This window comes from Streptomyces sp. NPDC032472 (assembly GCF_040636955.1).
In the GTDB taxonomy this organism is placed as follows: domain Bacteria; phylum Actinomycetota; class Actinomycetes; order Streptomycetales; family Streptomycetaceae; genus Streptomyces.
Genome location: NZ_JBEZVK010000024.1, coordinates 1 through 16,527 on the forward strand (window position 1 = coordinate 1; position 16,527 = coordinate 16,527).

Consider the following 16,527-nt stretch of genomic DNA (forward strand, 5'->3'; position numbering starts at 1 on the left):
CGCGCTCGGCGAGCGCCTGACGCACTCTCGGCTCCACCGTGCCGAGGTCCTCGCCGATGACGAGGGCGCCGGCCCGGTGCGCCTCCAGGACCAGGACCGCCAGCATCGCCTCGCCGTCGTACGCGACGTACGCGCCCTCGGCGGGCGGGACCCCCTCCGGGATCCACCACAGCCGGAACAGGCCCATCACGTGGTCGATGCGCAGGGCCCCGGCGTAGCGGAACACCCCGCGCAGCAGCGCCCGGAAGGGGGCGTAGCCGGTGGCCGCGAGCCGGTCGGGCCGCCACGGCGGCAGGCTCCAGTCCTGGCCGCGGGCGTTGAACGCGTCCGGCGGGGCGCCGGTGCTGGCTCCCGGGGCGTACAGGGGCGGCCCGAAGAGGGCCGAGCCCTGCGGATGCACCCCGACGGCGAGGTCGTGCACGATGCCGACCGCCATGCCCGCCTCGCGTGCGGCCTCCTGGGCGGCGGTGAGCTGGCCGACGGTCAGCCAGACCAGCCAGCGGTGGAAGTCGGCGCGCCCCTTCGGGTCCTCCCCGGCGTGCCCGGCACACCAGACGGCGTGCACGTCCAGCTCCGCGCCCTGCTCCGCACAGAACTCCCGGTAGGACGCCTCCCGTTCCGGGGTGCGCGGGACGGCGTACAGCAGGTCCAGGGCTGCCCGCTTGAGCTCCCAGACGGCGTCCCGGTCGATCAGCGCGCCCTTTTCCAGCACCGCGCGGCGCAGTTCGGCGCCGCGGGAGGCGAGGTCGGCGAGGGCTTCGGCGTCGGGGCAGTCGGCGTATTCGGGGACGTCCTCGATCCGCAGGTGGACGGGGTCGGGGAAGCGGCGGGTGGACGGCCGGTACGGGGAGGGGTCGGTCGGCGCCCCCGGCACGGCGGCGTGCAGCGGGTTGACCTGGATGAATCCGGCGCCGTGGGTGCGGCCGGCCCAGCGGGCGAGGTCGGCGAGGTCGCCGAGGTCGCCCATGCCCCAGGAGCGCTCCGACAGCAGGGAGTACAGCTGGACGAGCAGCCCGTGGGCCCGCTCGGGTGCCGCCGGGGCCCGTTCGGGGGCCACGATCAGGGTGGCGGTGCCGGTGCGGCCGTCGGGGGTGCGGGCGTGCAGCGTGTGGACGCCGAGCGGCGGGACGGTGTGCGGGTCCCAGTCGGCGGGGGCGGCCGGGTCGGTCCGGTCGGTCTCGTCCGCGACTTCGGCCCTGGCCTGCGGATCCGCGGGATCGGCGGGGCCCGACGGGCCGGAGTCCGTCACCTCCTCGGGCTCCAGTCGCAGTCGCGTGCCCGGCGGGAGTGCGGCCAGTGCGGCGGGGGGCGCCGAGGAGGCCCACTGGACCAGGACCGGCGGAAGCAGGCGCTCCGCGGCGGCCGCCTCCGCCCCGGCCAGCTCGGCCCGCACGTCGTCCGGGGTGTCGGCGCACACCCCCAGCTGCCCGAGCACCGCGGCGACCGTCGTCCGCGGGACCGGGACGGTGACGCCCTCGGCGGGCTCGTAGGTGGTGGCAACGCCGTGCAGGGCCGCGAGCCGGGCCAGTTCGTCCATGTGTGTCCCTAGTGTCCCTGGGTTTGGTCGCCTGCGGCGGCCGCCGCGGCGGAGGAGGTGGGCTCGCTCGTCAGCGGCAGCCCGTCGGCGAGCGGCGGCTCGCTGGTCAGCGGCGCGTGCGCCGACCCGGCGAGCGGGGGCTCGCTGGTCAGCGGCCCTTCGGCCGGCCCGGCCTGAGCGGGCAGGTGGGCGAGGAGCGGGGTGCGGTCGGTGCGGTCGGTGCGGTGGGGACGGTTCGTGCGGTCGGTGCGGTCGGTGCGCTCGTTCACTGCGGTGTCCACGGCGGCGTCGGCTTTCACGGGGGTGCCACTCCTTTGTCCGTACGGCGTATGAGGGTGGGTCAGTGACCATGGAACACCGCCGGTCGACATCGCAGCCATACCCAGCGCGCCGCCCGGCATTCCTGGCGGTTCCGGGTCAGAACACCCGCCCGCATTGACACTCCGGCCGCACGGGTGGTGGGCTCGGGCTCATTCGTACGAGCGGGTGACACCTCGGCACGAGGAGGCTTGGTGCAGCTCAGGGGCAGGAAGTTGGCCACGGCTGCGGCCGCTGCCGTGATCGGGACGCTGCTGAGCGGATCGTCGGTGGTCTCCGGGCCTCCCGGGGCCTTCGCCGGCGCGAGCGCGCCGGACCCGGCCGGCGGCCCCGGCCCGGCAGCCGCCGGCGCCGCGGGAGCCGCCGGTGCCGCGGCGGCTCCCCTGCTCGATCCCGGGGCGGTCGCGCCGCGGACCGCCGCCGAGGGCCCCGCCGTGTGGCCGCGCCCCCAGTCCATGGCCGCCGACGCGGCCCGGGAGGTCCCGCTGGGCGAGCAGGCCGTGCTCGTCGCGGCCCCGGACGCCGACCCGTACGCCGTCGGACTGGTCCGCACCGCCCTGCGCGCCGCCGGCGTACGCACCCTGCACGAGCCGGCGCCCGGTGCGCCGCTGCCCGAACACGGCACCGTCGTACGGCTCCAGGGCCCCGGCGCCGAGGAGGCGCTGCGCGCGCTGGGCGCCACCGCGGCCGGGGACCTGCCGCACGGCGGCTACCGGCTGGCCGTCGGCAAGGCCGCCGGCCGGGACACGGTCGCGCTGGCCGGCACCGGCGAGGACGGGCTGTTCCACGGCGCGCAGACCCTGCGCCAGCTGCTGGCCGCGGGCGCGGGCAAGGTCCCCGGGGTGCTCGTACGGGACTGGCCGACCGCGCCGGTGCGCGGGATCACCGAGGGGTTCTACGGGCAGCCGTGGACACAGGAGCAGCGGCTCGCCCAGCTGGACTTCATGGGCCGCACCAAGCAGAACCGGCTGCTCCTCGCCCCCGGCAACGACCCGTACCGCACCACCGAATGGCGCGCGGAGTACCCGCAGGAGCAGCAGCAGGAGTTCCGGGCGCTGGCCGACCGGGCCCGCGCCAACCGGGTCGTGCTGGCCTGGGCCGTGGCGCCGGGGCAGTCGATGTGCCTGGCCTCGGCTGAGGACCGGGCGGCGCTCGCCCGCAAGCTCGACGCGATGTGGGACCTGGGCTTCCGGGCGTTCCAGGTGCAGTTCCAGGACGTCAGCTACTCGGAGTGGGGCTGCCGCGCGGACCGCGTGCGGTACGGGAAGGGGCCGGCAGCCGCCGCCAAGGCGCACGCCGAGGTCGCGGGCGAACTGGCCGCCCACCTCGCCGAGCGGCATCCGGGCGCGGCCCCGCTGTCGCTGCTGCCGACCGAGTACCACCAGAACGGCGCGACCAAGTACCGCACGGCGCTGGCCGAACGGCTCGACGGGCGGGTGGAGGTGGCCTGGACGGGCGTGGGCGTCGTGCCCCGCACCATCACCGGCAGGGAACTGGCCGGGGCGCGGGGTGCCTTCGGTCAGCACCGGCTCGTCACGATGGACAACTACCCGGTCAACGACTGGGACCCGGGCCGGATCTTCCTCGGCCCCTACACCGGTCGGGAACCGGCGGTCGCCGGCGGCTCGGCGGCCCTGCTCGCCAACGCGATGCCGCAGGCCGAGCTGTCGCGGATCCCGCTGTTCACCGCCGCCGACTTCGCCTGGAACCCGGGGGGCTACCGGGCCGGCGACTCCTGGGCGGCGGCCGTCGCCGAGCTGGCCGGCCCGGACCAGGCCACGCGCAAGTCCCTGGCTGCGCTGGCCGGGAACACGGCCTCGTCCGGGCTGGCCCAGCAGGAGTCCGGGTACCTGCGGCCGCTGATGGAGGAGTTCTGGCAGCGGCGGGCCGCGGGGGACGCGAAGGCCGGGGAGCGGCTGCGGGCCGCGTTCACGGCCATGCGGGAGGCGCCCGAGCGGCTCGCGGGGATGTCCGGGGTCTCCGACGAGGCCGGGCCGTGGCTGGCGCGGCTCTCCGCGTACGGGACGGCCGGCGAGCTCGCGGTGGACCTGCTGCGCGCCCAGACCCGCGGGGACGGGGCGGCTGCCTGGCGGAGCGCGCAGGCCCTGGCCGAGGCGCGCCGGACGCTGGCGGCGGCGGGGGGCTCGGCGCGGGTGGACGCCTCCGTGCTGGACCCCTTCCTCGCGCGGGCCGTCGCCGAGGCCGACGCGTGGACGGGCGCGGCCCGGCAGGCGGGCACCGTCTCGCACGAGGCGGGCGCCTGGACGGTGAAGCTGGACGCGGTGCGTCCGCTGTCGGCGGTGACCGTGATGACGGACCCGCTGCCGGCCGGTGCACGGGGCGCGGCGGTGGAGGCCCACGTGCCGGGCGAGGGCTGGCGGAAGGTGGCCGACGCGTCCGCGTCCGGCTGGACCCAGGCCGACGTCGGCGGTCTCGCCGCGGACGCGGTCCGGCTGTCGTGGGCCGGGGAGGCGCCGAACGTGCACCAGGTGGTGGCGTGGCCGGCGGACGGGCCGGAGGCGGCCTTCGAGCTGCCGGAGTCGGTGGACGTGGAGATCGGCGGGGCCGCGAAGACGGTCACGGCGGAGGTGTCGGCGCTGCGGCCCGGCGAGGTACGGGGGCCGCTGGCCGCGGCCGCACCGGCCGGGGTCGAGGTGCGGCTGCCGTCCGAGGTGCGCGCGCCGCGGGGGACGCGGGTGGCGGTGCCCGTGTCGGTGGCGGTGCCGGCGGGCACTGCGGCCGGCAGCTACCGCGTGCCGGTGGTGTTCGCCGGGCAGACGCGGACGCTGACGGTGCGGGCCGTGCCGCGGGTGGGCGGGCCGGACCTGTTGCGCTCGGCGCGGGCCTCGTCCTCCGGGGACGAGACGCCGGCCTTCCCCGCCTCGGCGGCCGTCGACGGCTCGGCCACGACCCGGTGGTCGTCCCCGCCGGTGGACGGCGCCTGGTGGCAGGCGGAGCTGGCCGCTCCGGCGCGGCTCGGGCTGCTGGTGCTGCACTGGCAGGACGCGTACCCCTCGGCGTACCGCGTGGAGACGTCCGCGGACGGCGTGACGTGGCACCGCGCGGCCACGGTGACGTCCTCGCGCGGCGGCGTGGAATCCACCCGCCTGGACGCGTCGGTCCCGGCGCGCTACCTCCGCATCACCTGCGAGCGGCGGGCGACGCGGTACGGCTGCAGCCTCTTCTCGGCGGAGGCCTACGCGGTAGCCCCCTGACGGCTCCCGGCCCCGCCGCCTCAATCGCCGGCGGGGCTGACGGTGGCCCCCTGGCCCGGGGTTGGGCTGCCGCCCGCGGCTCCACGGCGCCTCAAGCGCCGGCGGGCTGACGGTGGCACCCTGGCCCGGGGTTGGGCTGCCGCCCGGGGCTCCGCGGCGCCTCAAGCGCCGGCGGGGCTGGGGGTGGTGCCCTGGGGCGGGGTCGGTTGGTGGGGCGGGTGGGGCGCGGCCACTCCGGAGGTTCGTCTCGGCTCGCGGATCCTGGCCGCATCCGGTACGCCCCCGGCGGTGACCGCTCATCCTCGACTCACCACCGCAGTGTCCACACCCCACCCACCCGGCCGACCGACCCACCCCAGCCCCGGGGTACGGCCAAAGCAAAGCCAACCCCGGCCCGGATGCGGGCAGGGCGAAGCCAATCCCACTCCGAATGCGGGCAGGCCGAAGCCAAACCCGTCCCGCATGCGGGCAGGGCGAAGCCAAACCTAGTCCCGCCGGCGATTGAGGCGATGCGGTACGGGCCCGCGGAACGGCCCCCGAGCCACCGGCCCAACCCCGGCCCGACGTGCGCACGCCCGCACCACGGAGCCAAACCCAGCGAAGCGGAGTCGCGGGCAGCAGGCCAACCCCGGGCCAGGAGCCACTGTCAGCCCCGCCGGCGATTGAGGCGACGTGGAGCGGCGGGCCGCAGGACAACCCGGGCCGGGGGGCCGCCCTCGGCCCGAGGCGGCGGGGCCGGGTGGGGTCAGGAGGCGGCGGTGCGGGTGAGGGCGTCCTGGGCGCCGTACGGTTCGAGGTACGGCATCCACCGGGGGTCCCGGTGGCCCGTGCCGATGATCCGCCAGGCCAGACCGGACGGCGGAGCCGGCTGGTGCCGCAGCCGCCACCCCAGATCGACCAGGTGCCGGTCGGCCTTGACGTGGTTGCACCGGCGGCACGCCGCGACCACGTTGTCCCACACGTGCTGCCCACCCCGGCTGCGCGGGATCACGTGGTCGACGCTGGTGGCGACGCCGCCGCAGTACATGCAGCGGCCCCCGTCGCGGGCGAACAGCGCGCGACGGGTGAGCGGAACGGGCCCCCGGTAGGGGACCCGCACGAAGCGCTTGAGCCGGACCACGCTGGGCGCGGGGACGACCCGTGTCGCGCTGTGCAGAAAGGCGCCGGATTCCTCCAGGGAGACTGCCTTGTTCTCCAGGACGAGGACGAGCGCGCGGCGGAGCGGTACGACGCCGAGGGGCTCGTACGACGCGTTGAGGACCAGGACGTGCGGCACGGACTGCCTCCTTGTACGCCGGCGGCGCGTGGCTCGCGCCGGGACGATCTGCTCTCCAGTCTCTCCTTACGGCTGGTCGAAGCGCCACCACGCGCCCGTAACGGGTCGGAGGTGTTTTCAACCACACTCCCTTCATCCCCAGGTGAGCCTGGTCTCTCCCTCGAACACGGCAACGGGGTCACGGGAATGCCCCGTTAGTGTGGATGGTCTGCCCCGCACTCCCGTCCGCGGGCAGACCGCTACACCTGGAGGTACCCGCCGTGTCCTGGCCGCCCGCCGCCCTGCTGCCTCTGGCAGCCGACGCCCCGGACCCCACCGCGTCGGTGAAGGAGGCCCACGAGAGCGTCACGAACGCAGCCAGTTTCATCGAGGAGAACTGGGCCGGATGGCTGTACCTGGGCCTGCGGATCCTGCTGATCGTGGTGATCGCGGCCGCGCTCCGCTCGGTGGTGCGCAAGTCGCTGACCAAGCTGATAGGCCGGATGAACCGCGGCGCCGAGGCGGTCGAGGGCACGGCGCTGGGCGGGCTGCTCGTCAACGCCGAGCGGCGCCGGCAGCGCTCGGAGGCGATCGGCTCGGTGCTGCGTTCGGTGGCGTCGTTCCTGATCCTGGGCACGGCGAGCCTGATGGTGCTCGGGGCCCTGGACATCAACCTCGGCCCGCTGCTCGCGAGTGCCGGTGTGGCCGGTGTGGCGATCGGTTTCGGTGCGCGGAACCTGGTGACGGACTTCCTGTCCGGCGTGTTCATGATCCTCGAGGACCAGTACGGCGTCGGCGACAAGATCGACGCCGGGGTGGCCTCGGGCGAGGTCGTCGAGGTCGGCCTGCGCGTCACCAAGCTGCGCGGCGACAACGGTGAGATCTGGTACGTCCGCAACGGCGAGATCAAGCGGATCGGCAACCTGAGCCAGGGCTGGGCGACGGCGGGCGTGGGCATCCAGGTCAAGCCGTCGGAGAGCCTCGGCCGGATCCGCGAGGTGGTCAAGGAGATCGGCGACGGCATGGCCAAGGAGACCCCGTGGGACGAGCGCCTGTGGGGCCCGGTGGAAGTGCTGGGCCTGGAGGAGGTGCTGCTGGCCTCGATGACGGTGAAGGTGTCGGCGAAGACGATGCCGGGCCAGCAGTTCGCGGTGGAGCGGGAGCTGCGCTGGCGGCTCAAGGAGGCCTTCGACGAGGCCGGGATCGGGATCATCGGCGGGCCGGCGCCGGCCGCCGAAGAGGAGGAGCCGGCCGATGCGGCGGCCGGGGTGGCCGCCCCCTCGGCCCTGTCCAACCCGACCTCGCCGCAGTCGCAGGCCGTGGCCCCGATACCGCAGCCCGCCTCGCCCCGTATCACCAAGTAGCTCCTTCTCTTCGACGTCTGCTTCGCTGCCCCCGCAGGATCCGTTCCTGCGGGGGCAGCGGCATTGACACTGCCAGAGAACTGGAAGGAAACTTACCTAACAGTTTCTCGCCGCCGACCGGACGGAGGGCGCGCATGGCCGGCACGACCCCCGGGACGCCCCGCCTGCTGCGCGCCCTGAACGACCGCGCCGCGCTGGACCTGCTGCTCGCGCACGGGCCCCTCTCCCGGAGCCGGCTCGGCCGCCTCACCGGGCTGTCCAAGCCGACCGCCTCCCAGCTGCTGGGCCGCCTGGAGGCCGCCGGGCTCGTGGTGGCCGCCGGAACGGCCGGCGGGCGCCCCGGCCCCAGCGCCCTGCTGTACGGGATCAACCCGCGCGCCGCGCACGTCGCCGGACTGGACGTGACACCGGGCCGGATCCTCGCCGCCGTCGCCGACCTCACCGGCGCGATGGCCGGCCGCTACGAGCTGCCCTCCGACGGGGGGGCGGGAGCCGGGGCCGTCGACCGGGTCCTGCGCGCGCTCGACGGGGCCGCCGCCGACGCCGGCCTCACCCGCTCCGACCTGCACCGCGCCGTCATCGCCACCCCCGGCTCCTTCGACCCGAACACCGGCCTCCTGCGCTACGCCGAGCACCTCCCCGGCTGGCACTCCCCCGGCCTCCTGGAGGAGCTGGGGGCGGCCCTGCCGATGCCGGTCGCGTACGAGAACGACGTGAACCTCGCCGCGCTCGCCGAGCAGCGGCTCGGCGCGGCCCGCGGCCATGCGGACTTCGTCCTGCTGTGGAACGAGGAGGGCCTGGGCGCCGCCCTGGTGTTCGGCGGCCGGCTGCACCGCGGCTGGACGGGCGGCGCGGGCGAGGTCGGCTTCCTGCCCGTGCCGGGGCACCCGCTCGTCCGCCAGGTCGCCCGGCTCAACTCCGGCGGCTACCAGGCCCTGGCGGGAGCCCAGGCGGCAACAGCCCTGGCGGCCACCCTGGGTATCGAACCACCGGAGCCCATGCCTGCCCCGGCGCCGCCGCCCGGGACGCCGGGGGCGGCTGCTGCTTCCGGCGCCGCCGGGGCGCAGGTCGACGTGGCCGTGGCCCTGCTGCGGCGGGCCGCCGCCCGGCCGGAGGGGGCGTACCTGCGGCTGCTGCGCGGCTACGCCACCGCCCTGGCCACCGGGCTCGCCTCGCTGGTGTCCGTACTGGACCCGGAACTCGTGGTGCTCGCCGGTGCGGTGACCGAGGCCGGCGGGGACGTGCTGCGCGAGCTGGTCGAGTCCGAGCTCGCCGACCTGGCCCCGTCCCGGCCGCGCCTGGTCTCCGGAACCGTGCGCGAGCGGCCCGTCCTGCGCGGGGCCCTGGAGAGCGCCCTCGCCGCCACCCGCGACGAGGTCTTCGACACCTCGCGCCCCCGCACACCCCACCGGCCGAGCCGGGAGTCCGGCACCCCCAGCCCCAGTCCCAGTCCCAGTCCCGCCATCTGCCCCAGCCCCGCCGGCACCCCGAGCCACGCCGGCGATTGAGGCGCGGGGCCGGGGCGGCGCCCCGTAGGCCTGCACCACCGCACCGCCGTACCACCGCACCCCCCGTTCCACCGCGCAAGTGCCCCTCGCACCTCCCCCTCCGCCAGAGAGCGAGCCCCGCCATGCCGAAGAACCGCCGTCCCCGCGCCGCGGCCGCGGCCACCGCATTCGCCGTGCTGTCCGCCCTGTCCCTGGTCGCCACCGCCTGCACGGGCGGGACCGGCACCGCCGCGGCCGACGACCCGGGCAGGGAGGTCACGCTCACCTTCTGGCACGGCTGGTCCGCGCCGGGCGAGACCAAGGCGATCGAGGAGAGCATCGTCCGGTTCGAGCGGGCCCATCCGAACATCAAGGTCAGGGCCACCGGCAACATGACCGACGACAAGATCAACCAGGCGCTGCGCGCGGGCGGCGACAAAGCCCCCGACGTGGTCTCCTCCTTCACCACCGACAGCGTCGGGAAGTTCTGCAACTCGGGCGCCTTCGCCGACCTGAACCCCTTCCTGCACAAGTCCGGCGTCGACAAGGCGAAGGTATTCCCCCCGACCCTGTTGGAGTACACGCAGTTCAAGGGCAACCAGTGCACGCTGCCGCTGCTGAGCGACGCGTACGGCCTGGTCTACAACAAGGACGCCTTCAAGGCGGCCGGCATCACCGAACCACCGAAGACCTGGAGCCGGTTCGTCGAGGTCGCGCAGAAGCTGACCCGGGTCAGCGGCGACTCCTACAAGCAGCTCGGCATCATGCCCACCTTCCACGGCTACGAGACCAAGCCCATGCGCCTGGCCGCGCAGTGGAGCCCGACGTACTTCGGGCCGGACGGCCGCTCCAACCTGGCCGCCGACCCGGCCTTCGCGAGGATGCTGACCGCGCAGAAGGACCTGGTCGCCGCGCTCGGCGGCTACGAGCGGCTGGAGAAGTACCGCAGCACCTTCGGCGACGAGTGGAGCGCCGAGCACCCCTTCCACCGGGGCAAGGTCGCCATGCAGATCGACGGCGAGTGGCGGGCGGCGATGGCCGAGGAGGCCGGGGTCCCCTTCGAGATCGGCACCGCACCCCTCCCCGTCCCCGACGAGCAGGCCGCCGACTACGGCAAGGGCTACCTCTCCGGCACGGTCGTGGGCATCGCCTCGGGCAGCCGGAAGCAGAACGCGGCCTGGGAGCTCGTGAAGTACCTCACCACCGACACCGAGGCGGTCGTGGCGTTCGCCAACGCCATCCACAACGTGCCCTCCACGCTGGCCGCGCTGGAGTCCCCGGCGCTGGAGGTCACCCCGGAGTTCAGGACGTTCATCGACATCGCCCGTCATCCGAGGTCGAACACCACCCCGGCCCAGGCCGACGGCGGCACCTACCAGCTGACCTTCGAGGAGTTCGCGTACGGGGTCGAGAAGGGCGCGGTGGCGGACATCCCGGCCGGCCTGGCCAGGACCGACCGGCAGATCGACACGGACATCGCGAAGGCGCGGTGACTGCCGTGGCCCTGCCTGCACCCTCCCGCCCCCTGCGGGCCAAGCGCCGCCGCTCCGCGCTGCGGACCGCCGCCTTCCTGTCGCCCTGGCTGATCGGGTTCGGCCTCTTCTTCGCCTACCCGCTCCTGTCGACCGTGTACTTCGCCTTCACCCGCTACGACGGCTTCCGGCCGCCGGTGTTCAACGGCCCGGACAACTGGACGTACGTGTTCACCGACTACCCGCTGTTCTGGCCGGCCCTGCGCAACACCCTGTGGCTGGTCGGGGTGACGGTGGTCTGCCGGGTCGTCTTCGGCCTCGGCACCGGCCTCCTCGTCACCCGGATCAAGACCGGCGCCGGGCTGCTGCGGACCCTGTTCTACCTGCCCTACCTGGCTCCGCCGGTGGCCGCGACCCTGGCCTTCGTCTTCCTCCTCAACCCCGGCACCGGCCCGGTCGACGGCCTGCTGGAGGGGGCCGGACTGCCGGCGCCCGGCTGGTTCACCGACCCCGACTGGTCCAAGCCTGCGCTCACCCTCCTCGCGCTGTGGGGGGTGGGCGACCTGATGGTGATCTTCATGGCCGCGCTGCTCGACGTACCGAAGGAGCAGTACGAGGCCGCCGAGCTGGACGGCGCCGGGTCCTGGCAGCGGTTCCGGCACATCACCCTGCCGAACATCGCGCCGATCGTCCTGTTCGCGGTGGTCACCGGGATCATCCAGGCCATGCAGTACTACACGCAGCCGCTGGTGGCGGGGAAGGTGGCGGCCGGGGTCATCGGCGGATCCGGCCAGCAGTTCGAGCCCGGCTACCCGGACCGGTCGACGCTGACCCTGCCGCAGGTCGTCTACAACCTCGGCTTCCAGCGCTTCGACTACGGCGCCGCCTGCGTCGTCGCGCTCGTGCTGTTCGCCCTCTCCATGGCCTTCACCGCCCTGCTGATGCGCCGCGGCGGCGGGCTGCTCGGGGCGGGTGAGCACTGATGGCCCGGACCGCCGCCCCGACCGCCGGCCCGACCGCCACCCGCAGGAGCGCCCGCGCGGCCGCCCGCAACGCCGTGCTGCACTGGGTCGCCGTCCACTCCCTCGCCGTCGCCGCCGCCCTCTTCTTCGTCCTGCCCTTCGTCTTCCTCCTGCTCACCTCCCTGATGGGCGACCAGCAGGCACTGACCCGCGACCTGGTCCCCCGTACGTGGGAATGGGGCAACTACGCCAAGGTGTGGCACACCCCCGGCTTCCTGACCTGGTGGCGCAACACCCTGCTCTACGCGGGCCTCGGCACGCTGCTGACCGTGGTCTCCTCGGTGCCCGTCGCGTACGCGCTCGCCGTCTTCCGCTTCCGCGGGCGGCGGGCGGCGCTGCTGCTGGTCATCGCCATGATGATGCTGCCGCCGCAGGTCGTCGTCATCCCGATGTACCTGTTCTGGGCCCGGCAGCTGGACCTGTCCGGCACCCTGTGGCCGCTGATCGTCCCGATGGCCTTCGGCGACGCGTTCTCCGTCTTCCTGCTGCGCCAGTTCCTGCTGACCATCCCACGCTCGTACCTCGACGCGGCCCGGGTCGACGGCTGCGGCGAGGTCCGCACCCTGCTGCGGGTCGTGGTACCCATGGCGCGGCCGGGGATCGCGGCCGTCGCCCTGTTCCAGTTCTTCGCCGCCTGGAACGACTACTTCGGCCCGCAGATCTACGCCTCGGACAACCCCGCCGCCTGGACGCTCAGTTACGGACTGGAGTCCTTCAAGGGCGCGCACCACACCAACTGGAACCTCACCATGGCGGCCACCGTGCTCGTCATGGCCCCCGTGATCGTCCTGTTCTTCCTCGCCCAGAAGGCCTTCGTCGAAGGCGTCACCCTGACCGGAGTGAAAGGCTAGCGACCGTGACCATGAAACTCGCCGTGGTGGGCGGCGGTTCCACGTACACCCCCGAACTGATCGACGGTTTCGCCCGGCTCAGCGGCACCCTGCCGGTCGGCGAGCTGGTGCTGATCGACCCCGCCGCCGAGCGCCTGGAGACCATCGGCGCGCTGGCCCGGCGGATCCTCGCCCGCCAGGGCCACCCGGCCCGCGTCACCACCACCTCCGACGTCGACGCGGGCGTCGACGGCGCCGACGCGGTCCTGCTCCAGCTGCGCGTCGGCGGGCAGGCCGCCCGGCTGCGCGACGAGACCTGGCCGCTGGAGTGCGGCTGCCTCGGGCAGGAGACCACCGGCGCCGGCGGGCTCGCCAAGGCGCTGCGGACGGTCCCGGTCGTGCTGGACATCGCCGAACGGGTCCGGCGCACCAACCCCGACGCCTGGATCATCGACTTCACCAACCCCGTCGGGATCGTCACCCGGGCCCTGCTGCGGGCCGGGCACAAGGCCGTCGGACTGTGCAACGTCGCCATCGGGCTCCAGCGGACGTTCGCCCGGCTGCTCGGCCTCGCCCCGGGCGAGCTCCACCTGGACCACGTGGGCCTGAACCACCTCACCTGGGAGCTGGGGGTGCGCCGGGGCGGGCCGGGCGGCGAGGACCTGCTGCCGGGGCTGCTCGCGGAGCACGCGGACGCCGTCGCCGCGGAGCTGCGGCTGCCGCGCCCGGTGCTGGACCGGCTCGGGGTCGTGCCCTCGTACTACCTGAGGTATTTCTACGCGCACGACGAGGTGGTGCGGGAGCTCGGCGAGAAGCCGTCCCGAGCCGCCCAGGTGGCCGCCATGGAGCAGGAGCTGCTCGCCCTCTACGCGGACCCGGCGCTGGACGAGAAGCCGCAGCTGCTGGCGAAGCGGGGCGGGGCCTTCTACTCGGAGGCTGCCGTGGACCTGGCGGCGGCGCTGCTGGGCGGCGGGCCGGAGGGCGCGGGCGGGACGGTCGGCTCCGGCGGACCGTCCGTACAGGTGGTCAACACGCTGAACAACGGGACCCTGCCGTTCCTCCCGGACGACGCGGTGGTCGAGGTGCAGGCCCGGGTCGACCGGGCCGGGCCGGTGCCGCTGGCCGTGCCGCGCCCGGACCCGCTGTACGCCGGGCTGATCGGGCACGTGGCGGCGTACGAGGACCTCGCTCTGGACGCGGCCCTGCGCGGCGGGCGCGAGCGGGTCTTCCAGGCGCTGCTGGCGCACCCGCTGATCGGCCAGTTCGACCTGGCCGAGGGGCTGACGGACCGGCTGCTCGCGCACAACAAGGAGTACCTGCCATGGGCGTGAGACGGCCCGCCGTCCTCGCCGTGGACGCGGGCAACAGCAAGACGGACGCCGCGCTGATCGCGGCGGACGGCTCGGTGCTCGGCACCGGGCGCTCCGGCGGCTTCCAGCCGCACCGCACCGGCACCGCGGCGGCCGTGGACGTCCTGGCGCAGGCGGTGGAGCGGGCCGCCGCAGCGGCCGGGCTGGCGCCCTGCGCGCCCGGGGCCCCGTACGCCGACCAGGTGGCGGCCTGCCTGGCCAACGCCGACTTCCCGGTCGAGGAGCGGCGGTTCGCCGAGGCGCTGGGGGCGCGCGGCTGGGGCGCGGCCACCCTGGTCCGCAACGACACCTTCGCGATCCTGCGGGCCGGGCTGGCGGCGGCGGAGCGGGTGCAGGAGGCTCAGGGGGCGCAGGACGCTCAAGGGGCGCAGGACGCTCAAGGGGCGCGAGGGCCGCGCGGGGTCGCGGTGGTGTGCGGGGCCGGGATCAACTGCGTGGGCATGCTGCCCGACGGGCGCACGGCCCGGTTCCCCTCGGTCGGGACGATCTCCGGCGACTGGGGCGGCGGCGGCCACCTCGCGGCGGAGGCCCTGTGGTGGGCCTCCCGGGCCGAGGACGGCCGCGGCGGGCCGACCGGGCTGGCGGCGGCGCTGCCGGGGCACTTCGGGCTCGGCTCCATGGCGGCGCTGATCGAGGCGCTGCACCTGGGGCACATCGCGGCGGGGCGCACGCACGAGCTGGTGCCGGTGCTGTTCGCGGTGGCCGCGGCGGGCGATCCGGTCGCCGAGGCGCTCGTGGAGCGGCAGGCGGACGAGGTGGTGGCGCTGGCGTCGGTGGCGCTGGCCCGGCTGGAGCTGCTGGCCGAGGAGGTCCCGGTGCTGCTGGGCGGCGGGGTGCTCACGGCCGGGCACGCCCAGCTGGACGGGCGGATCGCGGCGGGGCTGGCCGAACGGGCGCCCCTGGCCAGGGTGTCGGTGGTGTCGGCGCCGCCGGTGCTGGGCGCGGCGCTGCTGGGCCTGGACGCGCTGGGTGCGCCGCCCGACGCGCACGCCAGGCTGTGTGACCGGTTCGGGTGAACCTGCCCGGGGCGGCCGCGCGTCGGGAACCGCGGCGGCGCGCGGGGGCGTATTGACGGTGAAGGGGTGGCGGGCTGCCGCGGGCGGTGGATCTTCCCGATCCGGCACCGGGTGCTGTGGTCGGCCGCCGCTCCGGCCATACTGCTGCGATGGGGGTAGCTCCCGGCCACAGCCGGGGGACGTCAGGTCCTAGGGGGAGGTCACGGTGGCCATCACATCACGCGCGCCCGCGCCCGGCGGGGTCGCCGGGCCGCCGGCGGGCCCGCCAGAGATCCCGCCCCGGCCCGCCACGGCCTGGGCCGAGGGCGTCGAGCGGCTGCGCGCGGCGGCGACCACGGAGCCGGGCCGGCTGCGCATCATCGGCGCGGTCCTGGCCGCCCTGGTGCTGCTGTTCGGTGCGGTGACGGTGTGGCAGATCGCGGACCGGGTCGGCGCCGCGGACGACGTGGTGGGCCGCAGCCAGCCGCTGAGCGCGGACGCGGCGAGCATCTACCGCTCGCTGGCCGATGCCGACACGGCCTCCTCCAGCGGCTTCCTCGCCGGCGGGGACGAGCCGCGCGAGGTCCGCCAGCGATACGAGAAGGACATCGCCAACGCCTCCCGGCTGCTGGTGAACGCGGCCGCCAACACCCGGGCCGACGAGGAGTCCCGCAAGCAGATCGCCCTGCTGGGCGAGCAGCTGCCCCGCTACACCGGCCTCATAGAGCAGGCGCGGGCCACGAACAAGCAGGGCCTGCCGCTCGGCGGCGCCTACCTGCGGTACGCCAACGAGCAGATGAGCACCCAGCTGCTGCCCGCCGCGCAGCGGCTCTACGAGGCGGAGACGGGCCGGCTCTACACGGACTACGACGACGCCCGCTCCCTGCCGCTGGCCTCGCTCGGCGCCGGGCTGCTCGCGCTGGCCGCGCTGGCCTGGGCGCAGCGGCGCAACTACCACCGCACGAACCGGGTCTTCAACCACGGCCTGCTCGCGGCGACGGCGGCCTCGCTGGTGGTCCTGCTGTGGCTGGCCGTGGGGCACGCGGTCGCGCGGTCGGACCTGGCCGAGGCGCGCACCGGCGGGCAGGAGTCGCTGAAGGTACTCAACGACGCCCGGATCGCCTCCCTCCAGGCCCGGGCGAACGAGAACCTGACGCTGATCGCGCGGGGCGCCGTCCTCGCCGCGGACAAGAAGTCCGACAAGTACGACGTGGACTTCACGGCCAACATGAAGGATCTGGACGCGGGCCTGGCGAAGGCGCTGCGGCTTGCCGACGACGACAGCGGGCGCGAGCCGGTCGCCCGCGCGGCCGACGGCGTACGGCAGTGGAAGCAGCGGCATGCGGCCGCCCGCGAGACGGACCTGAAGGGCGACTACCAGGACGCGCTGCCCCAGGTCATCGGGGACAAGGACCACAAGGACAGCAGCGGGGCCTCGTTCGACACCGTGGACGCCTCGCTGGCGCAGGCGCTGGCCCACGAGCAGAAGGAGTTCACCGGTGCGGCCCGGGACGGGCTGGGCGCGCTGGGTGGCTTGGAGACGGGTTCGGCGGCCCTGGCGGTCGCCGGCGCCGCGGCGGCGCTGCTCGGCATCGGGCGCCGGCTTTCGGAGTACAGGTGACAGCGATGCGGATACGCGTGAGGCGCGAGGACGGACACCGC

At 75.1% G+C, this 16,527-nt stretch carries 12 protein-coding genes; 9 read left to right on the forward strand and 3 right to left on the reverse strand.

The window, feature by feature from the left end; all coding sequences use genetic code 11:
* Positions 1 to 1,537: 4-alpha-glucanotransferase (locus AB0F11_RS18165; protein ID WP_362174321.1), on the reverse strand; the 1,537-nt coding region annotated here is incomplete at its 3' end.
* A gap of 8 nt (positions 1,538 to 1,545) precedes the next feature.
* The gene (locus AB0F11_RS18170) at positions 1,546 to 1,836 is read right to left on the reverse strand and encodes a hypothetical protein (RefSeq protein WP_362174324.1); all 291 of its coding nucleotides are present in this window, start codon (positions 1,834 to 1,836) and stop codon (positions 1,546 to 1,548) included.
* A 213-nt stretch (positions 1,837 to 2,049) separates the two neighbouring features.
* Here AB0F11_RS18170 and AB0F11_RS18175 point away from each other — a divergent pair, with 213 nt between their 5' ends.
* A complete protein-coding gene (locus AB0F11_RS18175) occupies positions 2,050 to 5,070 on the forward strand; it encodes a beta-N-acetylglucosaminidase domain-containing protein (RefSeq protein ID WP_362174539.1) in 3,021 nt (1,006 codons plus the stop codon).
* A 745-nt stretch (positions 5,071 to 5,815) separates the two neighbouring features.
* On the opposite strand, the gene AB0F11_RS18180 is transcribed toward AB0F11_RS18175, so the two are convergent.
* Positions 5,816 to 6,346: an HNH endonuclease gene (locus AB0F11_RS18180; protein ID WP_361914957.1), complete on the reverse strand. Its 531-nt coding sequence runs from the start codon at positions 6,344 to 6,346 to the stop codon at positions 5,816 to 5,818.
* 203 nt (positions 6,347 to 6,549) lie between these two features.
* Between AB0F11_RS18180 and AB0F11_RS18185 the strand changes: the two genes are divergently transcribed.
* From AB0F11_RS18185 to AB0F11_RS18220, 8 genes are all read left to right on the forward strand, one after another.
* Positions 6,550 to 7,689, forward strand: coding sequence for a mechanosensitive ion channel family protein (locus AB0F11_RS18185; RefSeq protein WP_362174327.1), 1,140 nt, complete (start codon positions 6,550 to 6,552; stop codon positions 7,687 to 7,689).
* A gap of 134 nt (positions 7,690 to 7,823) precedes the next feature.
* Positions 7,824 to 9,197, forward strand: a complete 1,374-nt coding sequence (locus tag AB0F11_RS18190; RefSeq protein WP_362174329.1) for an ROK family transcriptional regulator — start codon at positions 7,824 to 7,826, stop codon at positions 9,195 to 9,197.
* A 122-nt stretch (positions 9,198 to 9,319) separates the two neighbouring features.
* Positions 9,320 to 10,669, forward strand: coding sequence for an ABC transporter substrate-binding protein (locus AB0F11_RS18195; protein WP_362174331.1), 1,350 nt, complete (start codon positions 9,320 to 9,322; stop codon positions 10,667 to 10,669).
* A 5-nt stretch (positions 10,670 to 10,674) separates the two neighbouring features.
* The gene (locus tag AB0F11_RS18200; RefSeq protein WP_362174334.1) at positions 10,675 to 11,631 is read left to right on the forward strand and encodes a sugar ABC transporter permease; all 957 of its coding nucleotides are present in this window, start codon (positions 10,675 to 10,677) and stop codon (positions 11,629 to 11,631) included.
* On the forward strand, positions 11,631 to 12,521 hold the full coding sequence (locus tag AB0F11_RS18205) for a carbohydrate ABC transporter permease (protein ID WP_362174337.1): 891 nt from the start codon (positions 11,631 to 11,633) through the stop codon (positions 12,519 to 12,521). The genes AB0F11_RS18200 and AB0F11_RS18205 overlap by 1 nt, the downstream gene beginning before the upstream one ends.
* Positions 12,522 to 12,532: 11 nt before the next feature.
* Entirely contained in the window at positions 12,533 to 13,831 is a 1,299-nt protein-coding gene (locus AB0F11_RS18210) for a 6-phospho-beta-glucosidase (protein WP_362174542.1), read from the forward strand.
* Positions 13,822 to 14,886: a BadF/BadG/BcrA/BcrD ATPase family protein gene (locus tag AB0F11_RS18215; protein WP_362174340.1), complete on the forward strand. Its 1,065-nt coding sequence runs from the start codon at positions 13,822 to 13,824 to the stop codon at positions 14,884 to 14,886. Before AB0F11_RS18210 ends, AB0F11_RS18215 begins: the two co-directional genes overlap by 10 nt.
* A 271-nt stretch (positions 14,887 to 15,157) precedes the next feature.
* Positions 15,158 to 16,486, forward strand: coding sequence for a hypothetical protein (locus AB0F11_RS18220; protein WP_362174545.1), 1,329 nt, complete (start codon positions 15,158 to 15,160; stop codon positions 16,484 to 16,486).
* Positions 16,487 to 16,527: the final 41 nt, after the last annotated feature.

Coding starts and splice junctions, on each gene's coding strand:
- AB0F11_RS18185 (WP_362174327.1), top strand. CDS start 6,550: ATGGTCTGCCCCGCACTCCCGTCCGCGGGCAGACCGCTACACCTGGAG.
- AB0F11_RS18190 (WP_362174329.1), top strand. CDS start 7,824: ATGGCCGGCACGACCCCCGGGACGCCCCGCCTGCTGCGCGCCCTGAAC.
- AB0F11_RS18195 (WP_362174331.1), top strand. CDS start 9,320: ATGCCGAAGAACCGCCGTCCCCGCGCCGCGGCCGCGGCCACCGCATTC.
- AB0F11_RS18205 (WP_362174337.1), top strand. CDS start 11,631: ATGGCCCGGACCGCCGCCCCGACCGCCGGCCCGACCGCCACCCGCAGG.
- AB0F11_RS18210 (WP_362174542.1), top strand. CDS start 12,533: ATGAAACTCGCCGTGGTGGGCGGCGGTTCCACGTACACCCCCGAACTG.
- AB0F11_RS18215 (WP_362174340.1), top strand. CDS start 13,822: ATGGGCGTGAGACGGCCCGCCGTCCTCGCCGTGGACGCGGGCAACAGC.